Genomic DNA, 14,223 nt, shown 5'->3' on the forward strand with positions numbered 1-14,223 from the left:
CCGGACGGGCTAGCGCGCGGTGAGGGTGATCGTCGTACCGCCGTCGAGGGTGGGGGTCCGCATCTCCACCGAGCCGGGGCGGTCCAGCCGGAAGCGGTCGTCGAGGTCGTCGTAATTCCCGTCCGAGGCGAGGTCGGTGTCCGTCTCGACCCGGACCTCGCCCCCGCTGATCGCCACCACCGTGACCGTGATGTCGCCGCCGACCGCGTCGACGGTGAGCTCGTCGCCCTCGTCCACCCGCACCGTGCGGGTGGACGGCGCGGGCTGCTCGCGCGACCAGCCGGTCCAGTCCTGCACGGTGACCTCCAGCTCGACCGGGCCGTGGTCGGCGCCGAGCGTGGCGGCGACCGAGATGCCGGCCGGGACGACGAGGGCGAGGACGGCCAGGCCTGCGGGCAAGGTCACACGAGGACTCATGCCCGCTCGGACGGTGGCGGCGCCCCGGCGGTTCCCCAGCGCCTAGACTCTCCTCACGTGACTGCCGCATGGGGCTTCGGCCTGACGACCTACGCCGCCGACGGGGAGACCGTCCTCGACACCTGGTTCCCCGCGCCCGCGCTGGGCGAGCAGCCCGCCGACGCGCAGGCGCCCGCCGAGCTGACCGCGCTGGAGGGCTCGGACGAGGCCCGCGGGGTCACCCGCAAGGTCAACCTCGTCGCGATCGCCGACCTCGGCGCCGCGCCCGCCGACACGGTCGAGGTGTGGCTGCGCCTGCACCTGCTCTCGCACCGCCTGGTGCAGCCCCACGGGCTCAACCTGGACGGCCAGTTCGGCCTGCTCACCAACGTCGTGTGGACCTCCGCCGGTCCGTGCGCGGTCGAGGGCTTCGAGACCACCCGGGCCCGCCTGCAGGCCGCCGGCCAGCACGTGACGGTCTACGGCGTCGACAAGTTCCCGCGCCTGGTCGACTACGTCATGCCCACGGGCGTCCGGATCGCCGACGCCGACCGCGTGCGCCTGGGCGCGCACCTCGCCGCGGGCACCACCGTCATGCACGAGGGCTTCGTGAACTTCAACGCCGGCACCCTCGGCACGTCGATGGTCGAGGGCCGGATCTCGGCCGGCGTGGTGGTCGGCGACGGCTCCGACGTCGGCGGCGGCGCCTCGATCATGGGCACCCTGTCGGGGGGCGGCAAGCAGGTCATCTCCGTGGGCGAGCGCTGCCTGCTCGGCGCGAACGCCGGCATCGGCATCTCGCTCGGCGACGACTGCGTCGTCGAGGCCGGCTGCTACGTCACCGCGGGCACCAAGGTCACCGTGCTCGAGCCCGGCCAGGACCCCCGCGTGGTGAAGGCCGCCGAGCTCTCCGGCGCCAGCAACGTGCTCTTCCGCCGCAACTCCGTCTCGGGTGCGATCGAGGCGGTCCCGTGGCAGGGCGAGGGCATCGCCCTCAACGCCGCCCTGCACGCGAACTGAGGCGCGCTTTGCCCGCCTCCGCACACTGGGAGCCGTGAAACGGGGTGCGTCGGCGGTCGTCGGCGGTCTCGCGGTCGTGGTGACCGTGGTGGCCGTCGGTGTCGCCGTGCTCAAGGCCACCGACTCGATCGTCGGCGGCCCCAGCGGTGACTGCACGGTCACCGTCGACGGGCACACCGTCGACCTCAGCGGCGAGCAGGCCGAGAACGCCTCGCTGATCGCGGCGACCGCCGTCCGGCGCGGGATGCCGGCCCGGGCGGCGTCGATCGCGCTCGCCACGGCGTACCAGGAGTCCAAGCTCGCCAACATCGACTACGGCGACCGTGACTCGCTCGGGCTCTTCCAGCAGCGGCCCTCGCAGGGCTGGGGCACCCGCGAGCAGATCCTGGACCCGGTCTACGCCACGAACGCCTTCTACGACGCGCTGGCCCGGGTGAGCGGCTACGAGTCGATGGAGATCACGGTGGCCGCGCAGCGGGTGCAGCGCTCGGCGTACCCGGACGCCTACGCCGACCACGAGGCCGACGGCCGCGCGCTGGCCTCCGCGCTGACCGGCCACTCCCCCGCGTCGTTCAGCTGCGACCTCGACGGCGGCGCCCCGGAGGCCGAGACCGAGCTGACCGGCACCGGGCTCACCCCGCGCGCGGACGCCGCCCGCAAGGAGCTCCTCGAGCGCTTCGGGCGGCTGACCCTCGGCGGCTTCGACCCCGACGGCGTGCGCAGCGGGCACATGGAGGGCTCGGCCCACTACGACGGCCGCGCGATCGACGTCTTCGTCCGCCCGATCAACCAGCGCAACAACGTCAAGGGCTGGGCGATGGCGCACTGGGCGGTCGCCAACGCCGCCCGCCTGGACATCCGCACGGTCATCTTCGACGACCGGGTCTGGACCGCGGGCCGCGACGGCTGGCGCGACTACGACCCGCCCTCGTCGTCCGGGGACCGCAGGATCCTGGAGCACCGCGACCACGTCCACATCGACGTGTTCCGCTGAGCCGAGGTCGAGCCTCAGGCGGTGAGCCGGGCGACCGCGGCGTCGATCCGCTCGTCGGTCGCGGTCAGCGCGATCCGCACGTGCCGCTCACCGGCGGTGCCGTAGAACGCGCCCGGCGCGACCAGGATCCCCTGGCCGGCCAGCTCGGCGACGAGCTGCCAGGAGTCCGGCCCCTCGGGACCCTTGGTGGTCCACAGGTAGAGCGAGGCCTCGGAGTGGTCGATGGTGTAGCCGGCCGCCTCCAGCGCCGCGCGCAGCCTGGTACGACGCGCGCGGTAGCGCTCGTGCTGCTCGGCGACGTGGGTCTCGTCGCCGAGCGCCGCAGCCATCACGTGCTGGGTCGGGCCGGGCATCAGCAGGCCGAGGTTCTTGCGCACCGCGAGCAGCTCGGCGATCACCGCGCGGTCGCCCGCGACGAAGCCGCAGCGGTAGCCCGCGAGGTTGGAGCGCTTCGACAGCGAGTGCACGACGAGGATGCCCTCGGCAGAGCCGCCGCAGATGTCGGGGTGCAGCACCGAGAGGGCCTCGCCCTCCCAGACGCAGTCGAGGTAGCACTCGTCGGAGACAAGCAGCACCCCCCGCTCGCGGCACCAGTCGACGACCTTCTTGAGGTGTTCCTTCGGCAGGATCCGCCCCGACGGGTTCGACGGCGAGTTCACCCACAGCAGCGCGGGCGTCTCCGGGCCGAAGGCCGTCAGGGAGTCCGAGGCGACGGCCTTCGCACCGACCAGCGCCGCGCCGACCTCGTACGTCGGGTAGGCGAGCGCCGGGTAGCCGATCAGGTCACCCGCGCCGAGCCCCAGGAAGGACGGCAGCGAGGCGATGAGCTCCTTGGAGCCGATCAGCGGCAGCACCTGGTCGACGCCCAGCCCGGTCACGCCGTGCTGGCGCGCGAGCCAGTCGACGACGGCCTCGCGCACCTCGGGCGTGCCGACCGTGAGCGGGTAGCCCGGCGAGTCGGAGGCCGCGGCCAGGGCCGCGCGCGCGACCTCCGGCGTCGGGTCGACCGGCGTGCCGATCGAGAGGTCGACGATGCCGTCGGGGTGCGCGCGCGCCGCGGCGGCGTGCTCCGTGAGGCGGTCCCAGGGGAAGTCGGGCAGCCGGCCCGAGACGGCTCCCAGCTCGATCACCTGAGGCTCAGTGGTCCTGGTTCTGCGGCTCGAGGCCGGCCACGAACGCGGCGTCCTTGTCGATCTCACCCATCTTGGCAGCGCCGCCGGGCGAGCCGAGGTCGTCGAAGAACTTCACGTTCGCGTCGTAGTAGTCCTTCCACTCCTCCGGGACGTCGTCCTCGTAGAAGATGGCCTCCACCGGGCACACTGGCTCGCACGCACCGCAGTCGACGCACTCGTCGGGGTGGATGTAGAGCATCCGCTTGCCCTCGTAGATGCAGTCGACCGGACACTCGTCCACGCACGCGCGGTCCTTGACGTCGACGCACGGCTGCGAGATGACGTAGGTCATCGGTTCCTCCTGGCCCTGACGGTGCTCTGCGAAAGATGTGCACGAATAGGTTTCGTACCGGAGGTCAGCCTAGTATCCCGGCCGTGGCGGATGCGCACAGACCCCCCGAATCTGGACGCCATCTCCTCGGCCCGCACGTGGTCGGACAGCGCATCGTCGTCCGGCGCGTGGTGCGCGGGGAGACCGGTCCCACCGGCGGCCCGGCCTTCACCGACCTGCTCGGGACCTGCCTGTCGTGGGACCAGGAGTCCTGCGTCGTGCAGCCGGAGACCGGCGCCGCGGTCACGATCGCGCTCGCCGACATCGTCTCGGGCAAGCCGGTCCCGCCGCGCCCCTCGGTGCGCCAGCGGGTGGGCGTGCGCGAGGCCGAGGGCCGCACCGGGGTGCTCTGGCCGGACCTGGAGCGGGTGCCGCTCGGTGCCTGGGAGCTGCGCCACGAGCCCGCGCCCGCCGGCCGCCCGCGCAAGCGGGCCAACTCCTGCCTCGCGGTCGGCGACCCCGGCCGCCCCGTCGCGGAGGCGCTCGCCGAGGTGGTCGCCTTCTACGGCGCCCGTTCGCGCGACCCGCTCGTGCAGGTGGAGGCCGGCTCCCCCGTCGAGGACGACGCCCGGGCCGCCGGCTGGCAGGCGCTCGACCACGGCGAGAGCGAGCTGCGCCTGGCCGGCCTGTCCGTCGTACGGCGCGCGCTGGGCCGGCGCCGCCAGGAGGCTGGCCTCGCCGTCACCGGATCCCGGGCGCACGCCACCCTCGGCACCGGCTGCGACCCGCTCGCCGAGGCCCAGGCCACCCTCGACGGCGACTGGCTCGGTGTCTACGGGCTCACCGTCGACCCCGCGCACCGCCGGCGCGGCCTGGGCGGCGACGTCCTCGCCGAGCTGCTCGACTGGGGCGCCGAGCAGGGCGCCACGACCGTGTGGCTGCACGTCGAGACCGCCAACCCGGCGGGGCTGGCCTTCTGGGACGCCCTCGGACTCGCGCCCCACCACGTGATGCGCTACCTGGCGCCCGTCACTCGATGAAGCCCTCGTCCGCGAGCCAGTCGCGGGCCACGTCGGTCGGCTCACGACCGTCCACGTCGACCTCGGCGTTGAGCTTGATCAGCACCTCGTCGGTGAGCTTCTCGGTGACCGGGGCGAGCAGCTCCTCGATCTCGGGGTGCTCGTCGTAGAGCTTCTTGCCCACGACCAGGGAGACGTTGTAGTTCGGGAAGTAGCGGCGGTCGTCCTGGAGCACCTTCAGGTCGAGCGCGAGGATCCGGCCGTCGGTCGTGAACACCTCGCCGAAGGTGCAGCTGCCCGAGGCGGTGGCGTCGTAGATCGCGCCGGTCTGGAAGGTGCGCAGGTTCTTCGTCGGCACGCCCTTCGGCTCGTCGAGCGGGACGTCGTAGGTCTTCAGCATCCCCTCGAGACCGTCGTTGCGGTCGCGGAACTCCGACTCCACGCAGAAGGTGCGGGCCGCCGCCGGCACCTTGGCGAGCTGCGAGAGCTTGGTGATGCCGTACTTCTTCGCGGTCGCGGCCGTGACCGCGAACGCGTAGGTGTTGTTCATCGGCGCGGGCGGCAGCCAGACCAGGTCGTTGCGCTTCAGGTCGAGGTCGCGCACGGCCTCGTACTGCTTCTCCTGGTCCTTGATCGCCTCCGGCTGGGTGAGGTACTGCAGCCAGCCGGTGCCGGTGTACTCCCACATCGCGTCGATGTCGCCGGAGACCTGGGCCTGGCGCGCGGAGGCGCTGCCGGGGATGTTGGTCAGGTCGCTGACCGACGCACCGGCGGCGTTGAACAGGATGAGCGCGATCTTGCCGAGGATGATGTTCTCGGAGAAGTTCTTCGAGCCCACCTTGATCTCGACCCCGTCGAGGCTCGGCGCCTCGGCCAGCGGGCCGGCGAGCGTCGCGTCGGGCACGATGCCGCCGGCGGTGCGCAGGCCGCAGCCCGCCAGCAGCAGGCTGGCGGCGAGGGCGGCCGCAAGGAGGCGGGGGCGCAGCGGGGTTCGCATCACAGACCCTTCGGCCGGACGAGGAGCTCGAGCAGGCGGCCCACCCACTCGACGGCGAGGGCGAGCGCGGCGACCAGCAGTGCGCCCGCGACCATCACCTCGAAGCGGAACAGGGTGATGCCGGAGTTGATGATGCCGCCCAGCCCACCGCCGTTGACGAAGGTGGCCAGCGCCGCCGTGCCGACGACGAGGACCAGGGCCGTGCGGACGCCGGTCATGATCACCGGCAGCGCGAGGGGCAGCTCCACCCGGACCAGGACGGCGAGCTGCGACATGCCGATGCCGCGCCCGGCCTCGACGAGCGTCGGGTCGACGCCCTGCAGGCCGGTGATCGTGTTGCGCAGCACGGGCAGCAACCCGTAGAGCGTCAGGGTCAGGACCGCGACGCCGAAGCCGGTCCAGCCGTAGTCGTTGAGCCAGATGTAGAGCAGCACGAGCAGGCCGATCGACGGGGCGGCCTGGCCGACGTTCGCGACGCCGACGACCACGGGCGCGAGCCGGCGCAGCCGGCCGCGGGTCAGCAGGATGCCCAGCGGGACGGCGATCAGCACGACGAGGACCGACGCCACCACGGTGAGCTCGAGGTGCTCGACGAACTGGGTGCGCACCGTCGACCAGCGCAGCTGGCGCTGCTCGGTGTCGTCGAGGTCGGCGCTCGAGCGCCACGCGACGTAGCCGGCGAGGATCAGCACCACCACGACCGGGGGCAGGACCAGCATGCCGCGGTCGTCGCGCGGGATGCTGCGCCAGCGCGAGGGCTTCGGTGGGGCCTGGGCCGCGACCGCGCTCACCGCTCCGCCTCCAGGGCCCGGACGTGGTCGGTGACGGCGGCGAAGTCGATGACGCCGACGAACTGGTCGCGGTCACCGGTCACCACGGCGCCGCCGTGGGAGCTGGAGAGCATCGTGTCGAGCGCGTCGTTGAGGGTGGCGCGGACGTCGACGTCGACGAGGTCACCGTCGGGCCGGACGATGGTCGTCCCGCGCAGCTGGCGCAGGAAGGGCCAGCCGACCGGCCGCCCGCGCTCGTCGAGCACGACCACGCAGTTCTCCCCCGCCGCCTCCGCACGCCGCTTGACCTCCTCGACCGGCTCGCCGACCCGGGCGGTCACGGTCTGGCGCAGCTCCACCTCGCCGACCCGGGCGAGGGTGAGCGCCTTGAGCGAGGAGCCGGCGCCGACGAAGTCGGCCACGAAGTCGTCGGCGGGCGCCGAGAGGACCGTCTCGGGGGTGTCGTACTGCGCGACCTGCGCACCCTCGCGCAGGATCAGGATCCGGTCACCCAGCTTGATCGCCTCGTCGATGTCGTGGGTGACGCAGACGATGGTCTTGCCGAGCTCGCGCTGGATGCTCAGCAGCTCGTCCTGCAGGCGCTGGCGGGTGATCGGGTCGACGGCGCCGAAGGGCTCGTCCATCAAGATCACCGGCGGGTCCGCGGCCAGTCCGCGGGCGACACCGACGCGCTGCTGCTGGCCGCCGGAGAGCTCCTTGGGGTAGCGCCCGCGGTAGCGGTCGGGGTCGAGGCCGACCAGGTCGAGCAGCTCGGTGACCCGGTCGTGGATGCGCCCGGAGTCCCAGCCGAGCAGCCGCGGTACGACGGCGATGTTGCGCTCGACCGTCATGTGCGGGAACAGGCTGCCGCCCTGGATCACGTAGCCGATCCGCCGGCGCAGCTCGTTCTCGCTCTGCTTGCGGATGTCGACGCCGTCGATGGTGATCGTCCCCGAGGTCGGCTCGATCAGCCGGTTGATCATCTTCAGCGAGGTGGTCTTGCCGCAGCCGGACGGGCCGACGAACATCACGATCTCGCCCGCCGGGATGGTCAGGCTGAGCCCGTCGACCGCGGCGACCTTCTGGCCGGGGTAGCGCTTGACGACGTCGCTGAGGACGATCTCGGCGCCACTGACCGATCCGGTGGAGCCGGACGTCTGCTCGGGGTGGTCGGTGGTGGTCATGCGCGGATCCCCCTCGAGATCGTCAGACGCCCCATCAGGAGCAGGAACAGGTCGGCGAGCAGGGCGACGACCACGATGCCGACGGTGCCGACCACGGCGTACCGGACGGCGTTGACACCGCCGATCTGGGTCAGCCCGGTGTAGATGTAGGCGCCGAGGCCGGGGCCGAGCGCGTAGGCGGCGATCGCCGCCACGCCCATCGACATCTGCGTCGAGGTGCGGATGCCGGCGTGGATGACCGGCCAGGCCAGCGGCAGGCGCACCCGCCACAGGACCGCGAGCTCGCTCAGCCCCATGCCGCGGGCCGACTCCAGCAGGGTCGGGTCGACGCCCTGCAGGCCGGTCACGGCGTTGCGCAGGATCGGCAGCACGGCGTAGAAGGTGACCGCGATCAGCGCGGTCGTCGGCCCGATCGAGGCGACCGGGAGCAGCAGGCCGATGAGGGCGAACGACGGCAGGGTCAGCCCGATCGCGCTGATCAGGCCGGCCAGCGTGCTCAGCCGGGGCACCCGGGTGACCACGATCGCCAGCGCGACCCCGATCAGGGTCGCCAGCAGCACGGCCTCGGCCACCAGCAACGCGTGCTGGTAGGTGTTGAACGCGATCGCCTCTCGGCGCTCGACGATGAAGTCCCACATGGGGACGCACCTCCGTCCGGATCGGGTCCGGGCGGGCCATCCCCGCCGACAAACGTTTGCCGGTCGGCGGTGCCCGCCCGGGCCGATCTCAGACGGTCAGTGTGACGCGAGTCACATTTCAGCCACGAGCGAGGAAGAGCAGCAGGTCGTGGCGGGTGAGCACACCGACCGGCTTGCCGTCCTCGTGGACCAGCACGCCGTCCGCCCCCTCCAGCAGGGGTACGGCGGCCTGCGCGTCCTCGGTCGAGCCGATCGTCGGCAGCGCCGGCGACATGTGCTGCTCCACGGAGTCGTTGAGCCGCGCCTTGCCGGTGAAGATGGCGTCGAGCAGGGCGCGCTCGGAGACCGAGCCCGCGACCTCGGCGGCCACCACGGGCGGCTCGGCCCGCACGACGGGCATCTGCGAGACGCCGTACTCCTGCAGGATCCCGATCGCCTCGGCGATGGTCTCGTTCGGGTGCGTGTGCACCAGGGCCGGCAGGCCGCCGGTCTTGGAGCTGAGGATCTCACCGACCGTGCGGGCCGGCTGCGGCTGACCGGTGCTGAAGCCGTACTGCGCGAGCCAGTCGTCGTTGAACACCTTGCTGAGGTAGCCGCGGCCGGAGTCGGGCAGCAGGACGACGATGACGGCGTCGTTCCTGCCCTCGGCGGCGAGCTCCTGGGCGAGCTGGCGCGCGGCGTAGGCCGCCATCCCCGACGAGCCGCCGACGAGCATCTGCTCCTCGCGGGCCAGGCGCCGGGTGAAGGCGAACGAGTCGGCGTCGGAGACCTCGATGATCCGGTCCGCGATGTCGCGGTCGTAGGTCTCGGGCCAGAAGTCCTCACCGACGCCCTCGACGAGGTAGGGCCGCCCGGTGCCGCCGGAGTAGACCGAGCCGGCCGGGTCGGCGCCGACGACCTGCACGCCGTCGTTCTGCTCCTTGAGGTAGCGGCCGATGCCGCTGATGGTGCCGCCGGTGCCGACGCCCGCGACGAAGTGGGTGATCCTCCCCTCCGTCTGGCGCCACACCTCGGGACCGGTCTCCTCGTAGTGCGAGCGCGGGTTGTGCGGGTTGGAGTACTGGTCGGGCTTCCAGGCTCCCGGCTGGTTGGCCAGCCGGTCGGAGACGTTGTAGTAGGAGTCGGGGTGCTCGGGCGCGACGGCCGTCGGGCAGACGACCACCTCGGCGCCGTAGGCACGCAGGACGTTGCGCTTGTCCTCGCTCACCTTGTCGGGGCACACGAAGATGCAGTGGTAGCCCTTCTGCTGGGCGACCATCGCCAGCCCGACACCGGTGTTGCCGGACGTCGGCTCGACGATCGTGCCGCCGGGCTGGAGGGCGCCGGACTCCTCGGCGGCCTCGATCATGCGGGTGGCGATCCGGTCCTTCACCGAACCACCGGGGTTGAGGTACTCGACCTTCGCCAGCACCAACGGTCCGTCGGCGGGCAGGTCGAGGGAACGGTTGAGCCGGACCAGCGGGGTGTTGCCGATCAGCTCCAGCAGGGACTCGACGTACTCCATGTGCTCACCGTATCGGTGCATCCGTAGAGTTGCCGCCGTGAGCAAGGCGTCCGCAGCCCGCAAGCTGGCCGCCGCGGCCTTGTACGGCGGCGGCGGTCTGTCCGCGCTCGGCGCCGGCCTCTACGGCGTCCTCACCGCCGAGGCCCGGCTGGCCCGCAAGACCATCGGCCCGGCCCGCGAGGAGCCGCCGCCGGACGCGACCGGTTGGTACGGCCGCGGCCGCCCCGGGCCCGCCCTGCGGATCGCCCTGCTCGGCGACTCCAGCGCCGCCGGCTACGGCGTCGACCGGGTCGAGGAGACGCCCGGTGCGCTGCTCGCCTCGGCGCTCGCCGAGCACGCGAACCGGCGGGTCTACCTGCGTGAGTTCTGCGTCGTCGGTGCGAAGTCCTCCGACCTCGCCGCCCAGGTCGACCGGGCGCTGCCCATCGAGCCCCAGGCCGTGGTCATCCTGATCGGCGGCAACGACGTCACCCACACCATGCGGCCCTCGCAGTCGGTGCGCTACCTGTCCGAGGGCGTCCGGCGGCTGATGGCCTCCGGCGCCAAGGTCGTCGTCGGCACCTGCCCCGACCTCGGCACCGTGCAGCCGATCGCTCCTCCGCTGCGCCAGGTCGCCCGGGCCTGGTCCCGCCGCCTCGCCGCCGCGCAGACCATCGCGGTCATCGAGGAGGGCGGCCGGACGGTCTCGCTCGGCAACGTGCTCGGCCCCGAGTTCGCCGCCGCGCCCGCGCTGCTGTTCGGCCCCGACCAGTTCCACCCCTCCGTGATCGGCTACCGCAAGCTCGCCGGGGTGCTCATCCCCTCGCTGCTCGCCGCGCTGGAGCAGGGCCCCGACGACGAGGCCGCGCTGGAGGCCTTCCGCGGAGAGGGCGTGCTGCCCATCACCCGTGCGGCCGTCCAGGCCGTCAACGAGCCGGGCACCGAGCTCGACGGCACCGAGATCGGCGGCCGCCGGGCCGGCGTACGGGGGCTCTGGGTGGAGCTGCGGCACCGCCGCAGCCGCCAGCACGTCCCCGGCGAGGCGCCCGACGAGCACGAGGGCGCGCCCGTCCCCGACTGAGCGGACCCCGGACGCACGACGGCCCCGGGCCCACCGAGGTGGGGCCGGGGCCGTCGAGGCCAGATCAGTCCTGCTGGAGGATCGCGAGGATCCGGAGCAGGTTGGTGTAGATCCAGACCAGGCTGACGAGAAGGCCGAACGACGCCCGCCACGACTCGCGCTCCGGCAGGCCGTTGGCGACGCCCTGCTCGACGAAGTCGAAGTCGAGGATCAGCATGAAGATGCCGAGCACCAGGCCGGCGATCGCGAAGACCAGGCCCAGGGCCCCGTCGTCGAACAGGCCGAGGCCGTCGCCGAACATGCCGAGGACGACCTCGAGCAGGCTCAGGGCGACCATGCCGAACATCGCGGCGATGACGAAGGTGCGGAACTTGTTGCCGACCTGGATGTCGAAGAACTTGTAGGCCGCCAGCGTGCCGCCGAACGCGGCGAAGGTGCCGATGACCGCCTGGACGACGATGCCGCCGCCGTAGACGGCGTTGAACAGCTCGCTGAGCGCACCGAGGGCCACACCCTCGGCCACGGCGAACGCGATGACCAGGGCGGGGCTGATGACCCGCTTGAAGGAGTTGACCAGCGACAGCAGGAAGGCCCCGCCACCACCGATGACGGAAGCGGCGAGCACGCTGGACGGGATGCCGGTCTCGGGGCTGATCGCCGGCGTCACCATCCAGGTGATGGCGGCCGCGAGGACGGTGATCCCGATCGTGATCGAGGTGGACTGGACGACCGAGTCGATGGTCATCCGGCCCTGCTGGACCTGGGTCGGCGGCGCCGGGTAGCCCGGCTGAGCGCCGTACTGCGGCTCCCCGAACTGCTGGTACGCGCCAGCACCGGTCCGGTTGAACTCCTCCGAGCGCCGGAACACGGGGTTGTTGCTCTGCATGGTCTCCTCCGCAGGGGTAAGCGACAGTGACCCCCAGTCTAGGGGCCTTATGCCGGTGCAACGCCCGGTGTGCGCCAAAGGTTCCCGCGGTCCTCAGCGCGCCGTGATCCGGACCGCCACCTCCTGGCCCGGTACGTCGGGCCGGACCTCGATCCGGCCGCCGGAGCCCGGCTGCCACTGCCCGCCGGTGACCGTCACGTCGTACCCGTGGGGGTAGTGCAGCGGGCTGACGAAGACCTCGGTCGGGGCGGTGATCGCGTTGGAGCGGTAGCGGTAGGAGAAGGCACCGGTCGCGGCGTCGAAGGACATCGCGAGCGGGGTGCCGGCGGTGGCCTGGGCGTAGGTGCGCACGAGCACCTTCAGCTTGTCCTGCTTCACCGAGGCGAAGTCGGTGTCGTCGGCGAACATCCCCTGCGCGTCGTCGGCGGTCGTCGGGTCCTGCCACTGCTTGTAGGCCCAGTGCGTCCAGCCCATGAGGTTGCGGTCCGCGACGGCGGCGTCGATCTCGACGGCACGGACGTTGTCGGTCGCGCCCCACTCGCTCATCAAAGGCGCCGCGTCGATCCTCGCCGCCTGCGCGAGGGCCGTGGTGGTCCGCTCCTGGCTGAAGTCCCAGCAGTTCTCGACGTTGCCGAAGGGCAGGCCCTGGGACTCGAGGAAGACGTCCTGGCAGTAGTTGTGCCAGGAGTAGCCGAGCTGCTGCTCCCCCGCCATCGGCTCCAGGTACGTCGGCACCTTCTGCCCGGCGGCGAGCTGCTGCGGCTCCCACCACACCACGTTGTCCGGGTCGACCTGGCGGATGGCGCGGGTGACCTTCTCGTACGCCGGCTGCAGCTCCTTGGTGTAGCTGCCCTTGCACCCGGTGGTCAGGCAGGACAGCCACTCCAGGCCCATCCACGGCTCGTTGACGAGGTCGTAGCCCATCAGGTGCGGCTGGTCCCGCCACCACCCGGCCGCGACCTTCCACGCCGCCGCCCAGTCGTCGACGCCGCGGTGGCGGTTGGCCCAGAAGTCGTCGAAGACCAGCGAGTTCTCGGGGGTCCAGTAGCCGATCGGGAAGGGCAGGTTGAGCGGCGGCAGCAGGCTCAGCACGGCGGGACGGTGCAGCGCCCAGTCGGGGACGCCCTCACCGCCGTACGTCTCGTGCCACTGGTCCTGGTGCATGTCCAGCTGCATCCAGATGCCACGCGCGGAGAGCAGGTCCATCACCCGCTGCCACCCGGCGCGGTACGACGGGTCGCCCAATCCCGGTGCGCTCGGCGTGATCCCCGCCCACAGCGTGCCGAGCCGGGCCCCGTTGAAGCCGTACCGGGCCAACCACTCCGCGTCGGCGGCGGTGAAGCCCTCGGCGGTGGCGGGCGGGACGTAGGGGTCGAGCTTCCAGACCAGGTTGAAGCCGTGGACGATCACCACCCGGCCCTGCTCGTCGACGAGCCAGCGGCCCTGCCGGCGCAGCTGGGGCGTGTCGTCGTCGGCCGTGGCGGGTGGTGCCGTCGTGCCGAGGACCGCGAGCACCAGGGCGACGGCGAGCAGCGTCGCCCGCCGCACACTAGAACGTGTTACAGGGAGCACCTCCGCAACGTACTGCAGGAGGCGCGCCCCGTCACCCGTCGCTTCAGGCGGTACGCCGCAGCCGCACCACGGTGTCCCGCACCTCCAGCGGCCCGTCGGCGGTCTGCTGGACCCGCTCCGGGGTGTCCGCGACCTCGACCTCCCATGCCGAGCCGGGCCGGTCGGCGCCCAGCGCCGCCAGCACGCGGTCCGGCTCGAAGAGCAGGCCGGGACCGTGGTCGTGGCGGGCGCCGGTGGCCACGTCGTGCGGGTGGTGGGCGGTGACGAGCAGCCGCCCGCCCGGCCCGACGGCCGCGCCGATGCCCCGGTAGATCTCGTCGAAGTCCTCGACCGGCACGTGCAGGAAGCTCACCGTGACCAGGTCGAAGGTGTGCCGCCCGGCCGGACGCGGGTCGTCGAGCGCGTCGTAGAAGCCGAGCCTGAGCCGGTCCGCGACGCCCTCGTCCTCGGCGTGGTCCGCCACCCGTGCCAGCGCGACCTGCGAGACGTCGACAGCGGTCACCTTCCAGCCCTGCTTGGCCAGCCAGATCGCGTCCCCACCCTCGCCGCACGCCACGTCGAGCGCCGTGCCGGGCGACAGGTCGGCGACCTGCTCGGTCAGCCGCTGGTTGGGGCGACCACTCCAGACCCGGTCGCTGCCGGCGTACCGCTCGTCCCAGAAGCCGGCGGTGAGCGCTTCGCGGAGCGCTTCGAGGGAGTCGTCGTGGGCGTGGTCGCGGTGGTGACGGTGCATGGGGACC

General features: G+C 72.4%; 15 protein-coding genes. 4 read left to right on the plus strand and 11 right to left on the minus strand.

The features are described 5' to 3' along the window. Positions 1–9: 9 nt before the first annotated feature. Positions 10–405, minus strand: a complete 396-nt coding sequence (locus tag MRBLML1_RS07715; RefSeq protein ID WP_364513829.1) for a hypothetical protein — start codon at positions 403–405, stop codon at positions 10–12. A 69-nt stretch (positions 406–474) separates the two neighbouring features. On the opposite strand from MRBLML1_RS07715, the gene dapD reads away from it, so the two are divergent. Both dapD and MRBLML1_RS07725 read left to right on the plus strand, forming a co-directional pair. Then, the gene (gene dapD, locus MRBLML1_RS07720) at positions 475–1,416 is read left to right on the plus strand and encodes a 2,3,4,5-tetrahydropyridine-2,6-dicarboxylate N-succinyltransferase (RefSeq protein WP_364513832.1); all 942 of its coding nucleotides are present in this window, start codon (positions 475–477) and stop codon (positions 1,414–1,416) included. A 34-nt stretch (positions 1,417–1,450) separates the two neighbouring features. Continuing rightward, positions 1,451–2,410, plus strand: coding sequence for a hypothetical protein (locus MRBLML1_RS07725; RefSeq protein ID WP_414691232.1), 960 nt, complete (start codon positions 1,451–1,453; stop codon positions 2,408–2,410). Between the two features lie 14 nt (positions 2,411–2,424). On the opposite strand, the gene dapC is transcribed toward MRBLML1_RS07725, so the two are convergent. Together dapC and fdxA are read right to left on the minus strand one after the other, a co-directional pair. Beyond that, on the minus strand, positions 2,425–3,540 hold the full coding sequence (gene dapC, locus MRBLML1_RS07730) for a succinyldiaminopimelate transaminase (RefSeq protein WP_414691233.1): 1,116 nt from the start codon (positions 3,538–3,540) through the stop codon (positions 2,425–2,427). Between the two features lie 7 nt (positions 3,541–3,547). Next, positions 3,548–3,874, minus strand: coding sequence for a ferredoxin (gene fdxA / locus MRBLML1_RS07735; RefSeq protein WP_364513835.1), 327 nt, complete (start codon positions 3,872–3,874; stop codon positions 3,548–3,550). A gap of 137 nt (positions 3,875–4,011) precedes the next feature. Here fdxA and MRBLML1_RS07740 point away from each other — a divergent pair, with 137 nt between their 5' ends. Continuing rightward, positions 4,012–4,893, plus strand: coding sequence for a GNAT family N-acetyltransferase (locus MRBLML1_RS07740; protein WP_364513838.1), 882 nt, complete (start codon positions 4,012–4,014; stop codon positions 4,891–4,893). Here MRBLML1_RS07740 and MRBLML1_RS07745 read toward each other — a convergent pair. The 5 genes from MRBLML1_RS07745 to MRBLML1_RS07765 form a co-directional block, all read right to left on the minus strand. Continuing rightward, positions 4,883–5,869 carry a glycine betaine ABC transporter substrate-binding protein gene (locus tag MRBLML1_RS07745; protein ID WP_364513841.1) on the minus strand — a complete coding sequence of 329 codons (987 nt, stop codon included), beginning with the start codon at positions 5,867–5,869 and terminating at the stop codon, positions 4,883–4,885. The two genes, MRBLML1_RS07740 and MRBLML1_RS07745, sit on opposite strands and share 11 nt — an antisense overlap. Further along, the gene (locus MRBLML1_RS07750) at positions 5,869–6,660 is read right to left on the minus strand and encodes an ABC transporter permease (protein ID WP_364513844.1); all 792 of its coding nucleotides are present in this window, start codon (positions 6,658–6,660) and stop codon (positions 5,869–5,871) included. The genes MRBLML1_RS07745 and MRBLML1_RS07750 overlap by 1 nt, the downstream gene beginning before the upstream one ends. Beyond that, positions 6,657–7,823: an ABC transporter ATP-binding protein gene (locus MRBLML1_RS07755; RefSeq protein WP_364513848.1), complete on the minus strand. Its 1,167-nt coding sequence runs from the start codon at positions 7,821–7,823 to the stop codon at positions 6,657–6,659. Before MRBLML1_RS07755 ends, MRBLML1_RS07750 begins: the two co-directional genes overlap by 4 nt. Beyond that, positions 7,820–8,461: an ABC transporter permease gene (locus MRBLML1_RS07760; protein ID WP_364513851.1), complete on the minus strand. Its 642-nt coding sequence runs from the start codon at positions 8,459–8,461 to the stop codon at positions 7,820–7,822. The genes MRBLML1_RS07755 and MRBLML1_RS07760 overlap by 4 nt, the downstream gene beginning before the upstream one ends. A 118-nt stretch (positions 8,462–8,579) precedes the next feature. Continuing rightward, positions 8,580–9,965 (minus strand): cystathionine beta-synthase, encoded by a 1,386-nt coding sequence (locus MRBLML1_RS07765; protein WP_364513854.1) that lies wholly within the window; start codon positions 9,963–9,965, stop codon positions 8,580–8,582. A gap of 37 nt (positions 9,966–10,002) precedes the next feature. On the opposite strand from MRBLML1_RS07765, the gene MRBLML1_RS07770 reads away from it, so the two are divergent. Continuing rightward, a complete protein-coding gene (locus MRBLML1_RS07770; RefSeq protein WP_364513857.1) occupies positions 10,003–11,025 on the plus strand; it encodes an SGNH/GDSL hydrolase family protein in 1,023 nt (340 codons plus the stop codon). 64 nt (positions 11,026–11,089) lie between these two features. Here MRBLML1_RS07770 and MRBLML1_RS07775 read toward each other — a convergent pair whose 3' ends face one another. The 3 genes from MRBLML1_RS07775 to MRBLML1_RS07785 all read right to left on the minus strand — a co-directional run bounded on the left by MRBLML1_RS07775 (position 11,090) and on the right by MRBLML1_RS07785 (position 14,216). Further along, entirely contained in the window at positions 11,090–11,911 is an 822-nt protein-coding gene (locus tag MRBLML1_RS07775) for a Bax inhibitor-1/YccA family protein (protein WP_364513860.1), read from the minus strand. Positions 11,912–12,004: 93 nt separating this feature from the next. Continuing rightward, entirely contained in the window at positions 12,005–13,459 is a 1,455-nt protein-coding gene (locus MRBLML1_RS07780) for a glycoside hydrolase family 5 protein (protein ID WP_364513863.1), read from the minus strand. A 67-nt stretch (positions 13,460–13,526) separates the two neighbouring features. Then, positions 13,527–14,216 (minus strand): SAM-dependent methyltransferase, encoded by a 690-nt coding sequence (locus MRBLML1_RS07785; RefSeq protein WP_364513866.1) that lies wholly within the window; start codon positions 14,214–14,216, stop codon positions 13,527–13,529. Positions 14,217–14,223 lie beyond the last annotated feature (7 nt).

The organism is Nocardioides sp. LML1-1-1.1 (genome assembly GCF_040676175.1).
In the GTDB taxonomy this organism is placed as follows: domain Bacteria; phylum Actinomycetota; class Actinomycetes; order Propionibacteriales; family Nocardioidaceae; genus Nocardioides.

Coding starts and splice junctions, on each gene's coding strand:
- MRBLML1_RS07775 (WP_364513860.1), bottom strand. CDS start 11,911: ATGCAGAGCAACAACCCCGTGTTCCGGCGCTCGGAGGAGTTCAACCGG.
- fdxA (WP_364513835.1), bottom strand. CDS start 3,874: ATGACCTACGTCATCTCGCAGCCGTGCGTCGACGTCAAGGACCGCGCG.
- MRBLML1_RS07785 (WP_364513866.1), bottom strand. CDS start 14,216: ATGCACCGTCACCACCGCGACCACGCCCACGACGACTCCCTCGAAGCG.
- MRBLML1_RS07765 (WP_364513854.1), bottom strand. CDS start 9,965: ATGGAGTACGTCGAGTCCCTGCTGGAGCTGATCGGCAACACCCCGCTG.
- MRBLML1_RS07745 (WP_364513841.1), bottom strand. CDS start 5,869: ATGCGAACCCCGCTGCGCCCCCGCCTCCTTGCGGCCGCCCTCGCCGCC.
- MRBLML1_RS07755 (WP_364513848.1), bottom strand. CDS start 7,823: ATGACCACCACCGACCACCCCGAGCAGACGTCCGGCTCCACCGGATCG.
- MRBLML1_RS07760 (WP_364513851.1), bottom strand. CDS start 8,461: ATGTGGGACTTCATCGTCGAGCGCCGAGAGGCGATCGCGTTCAACACC.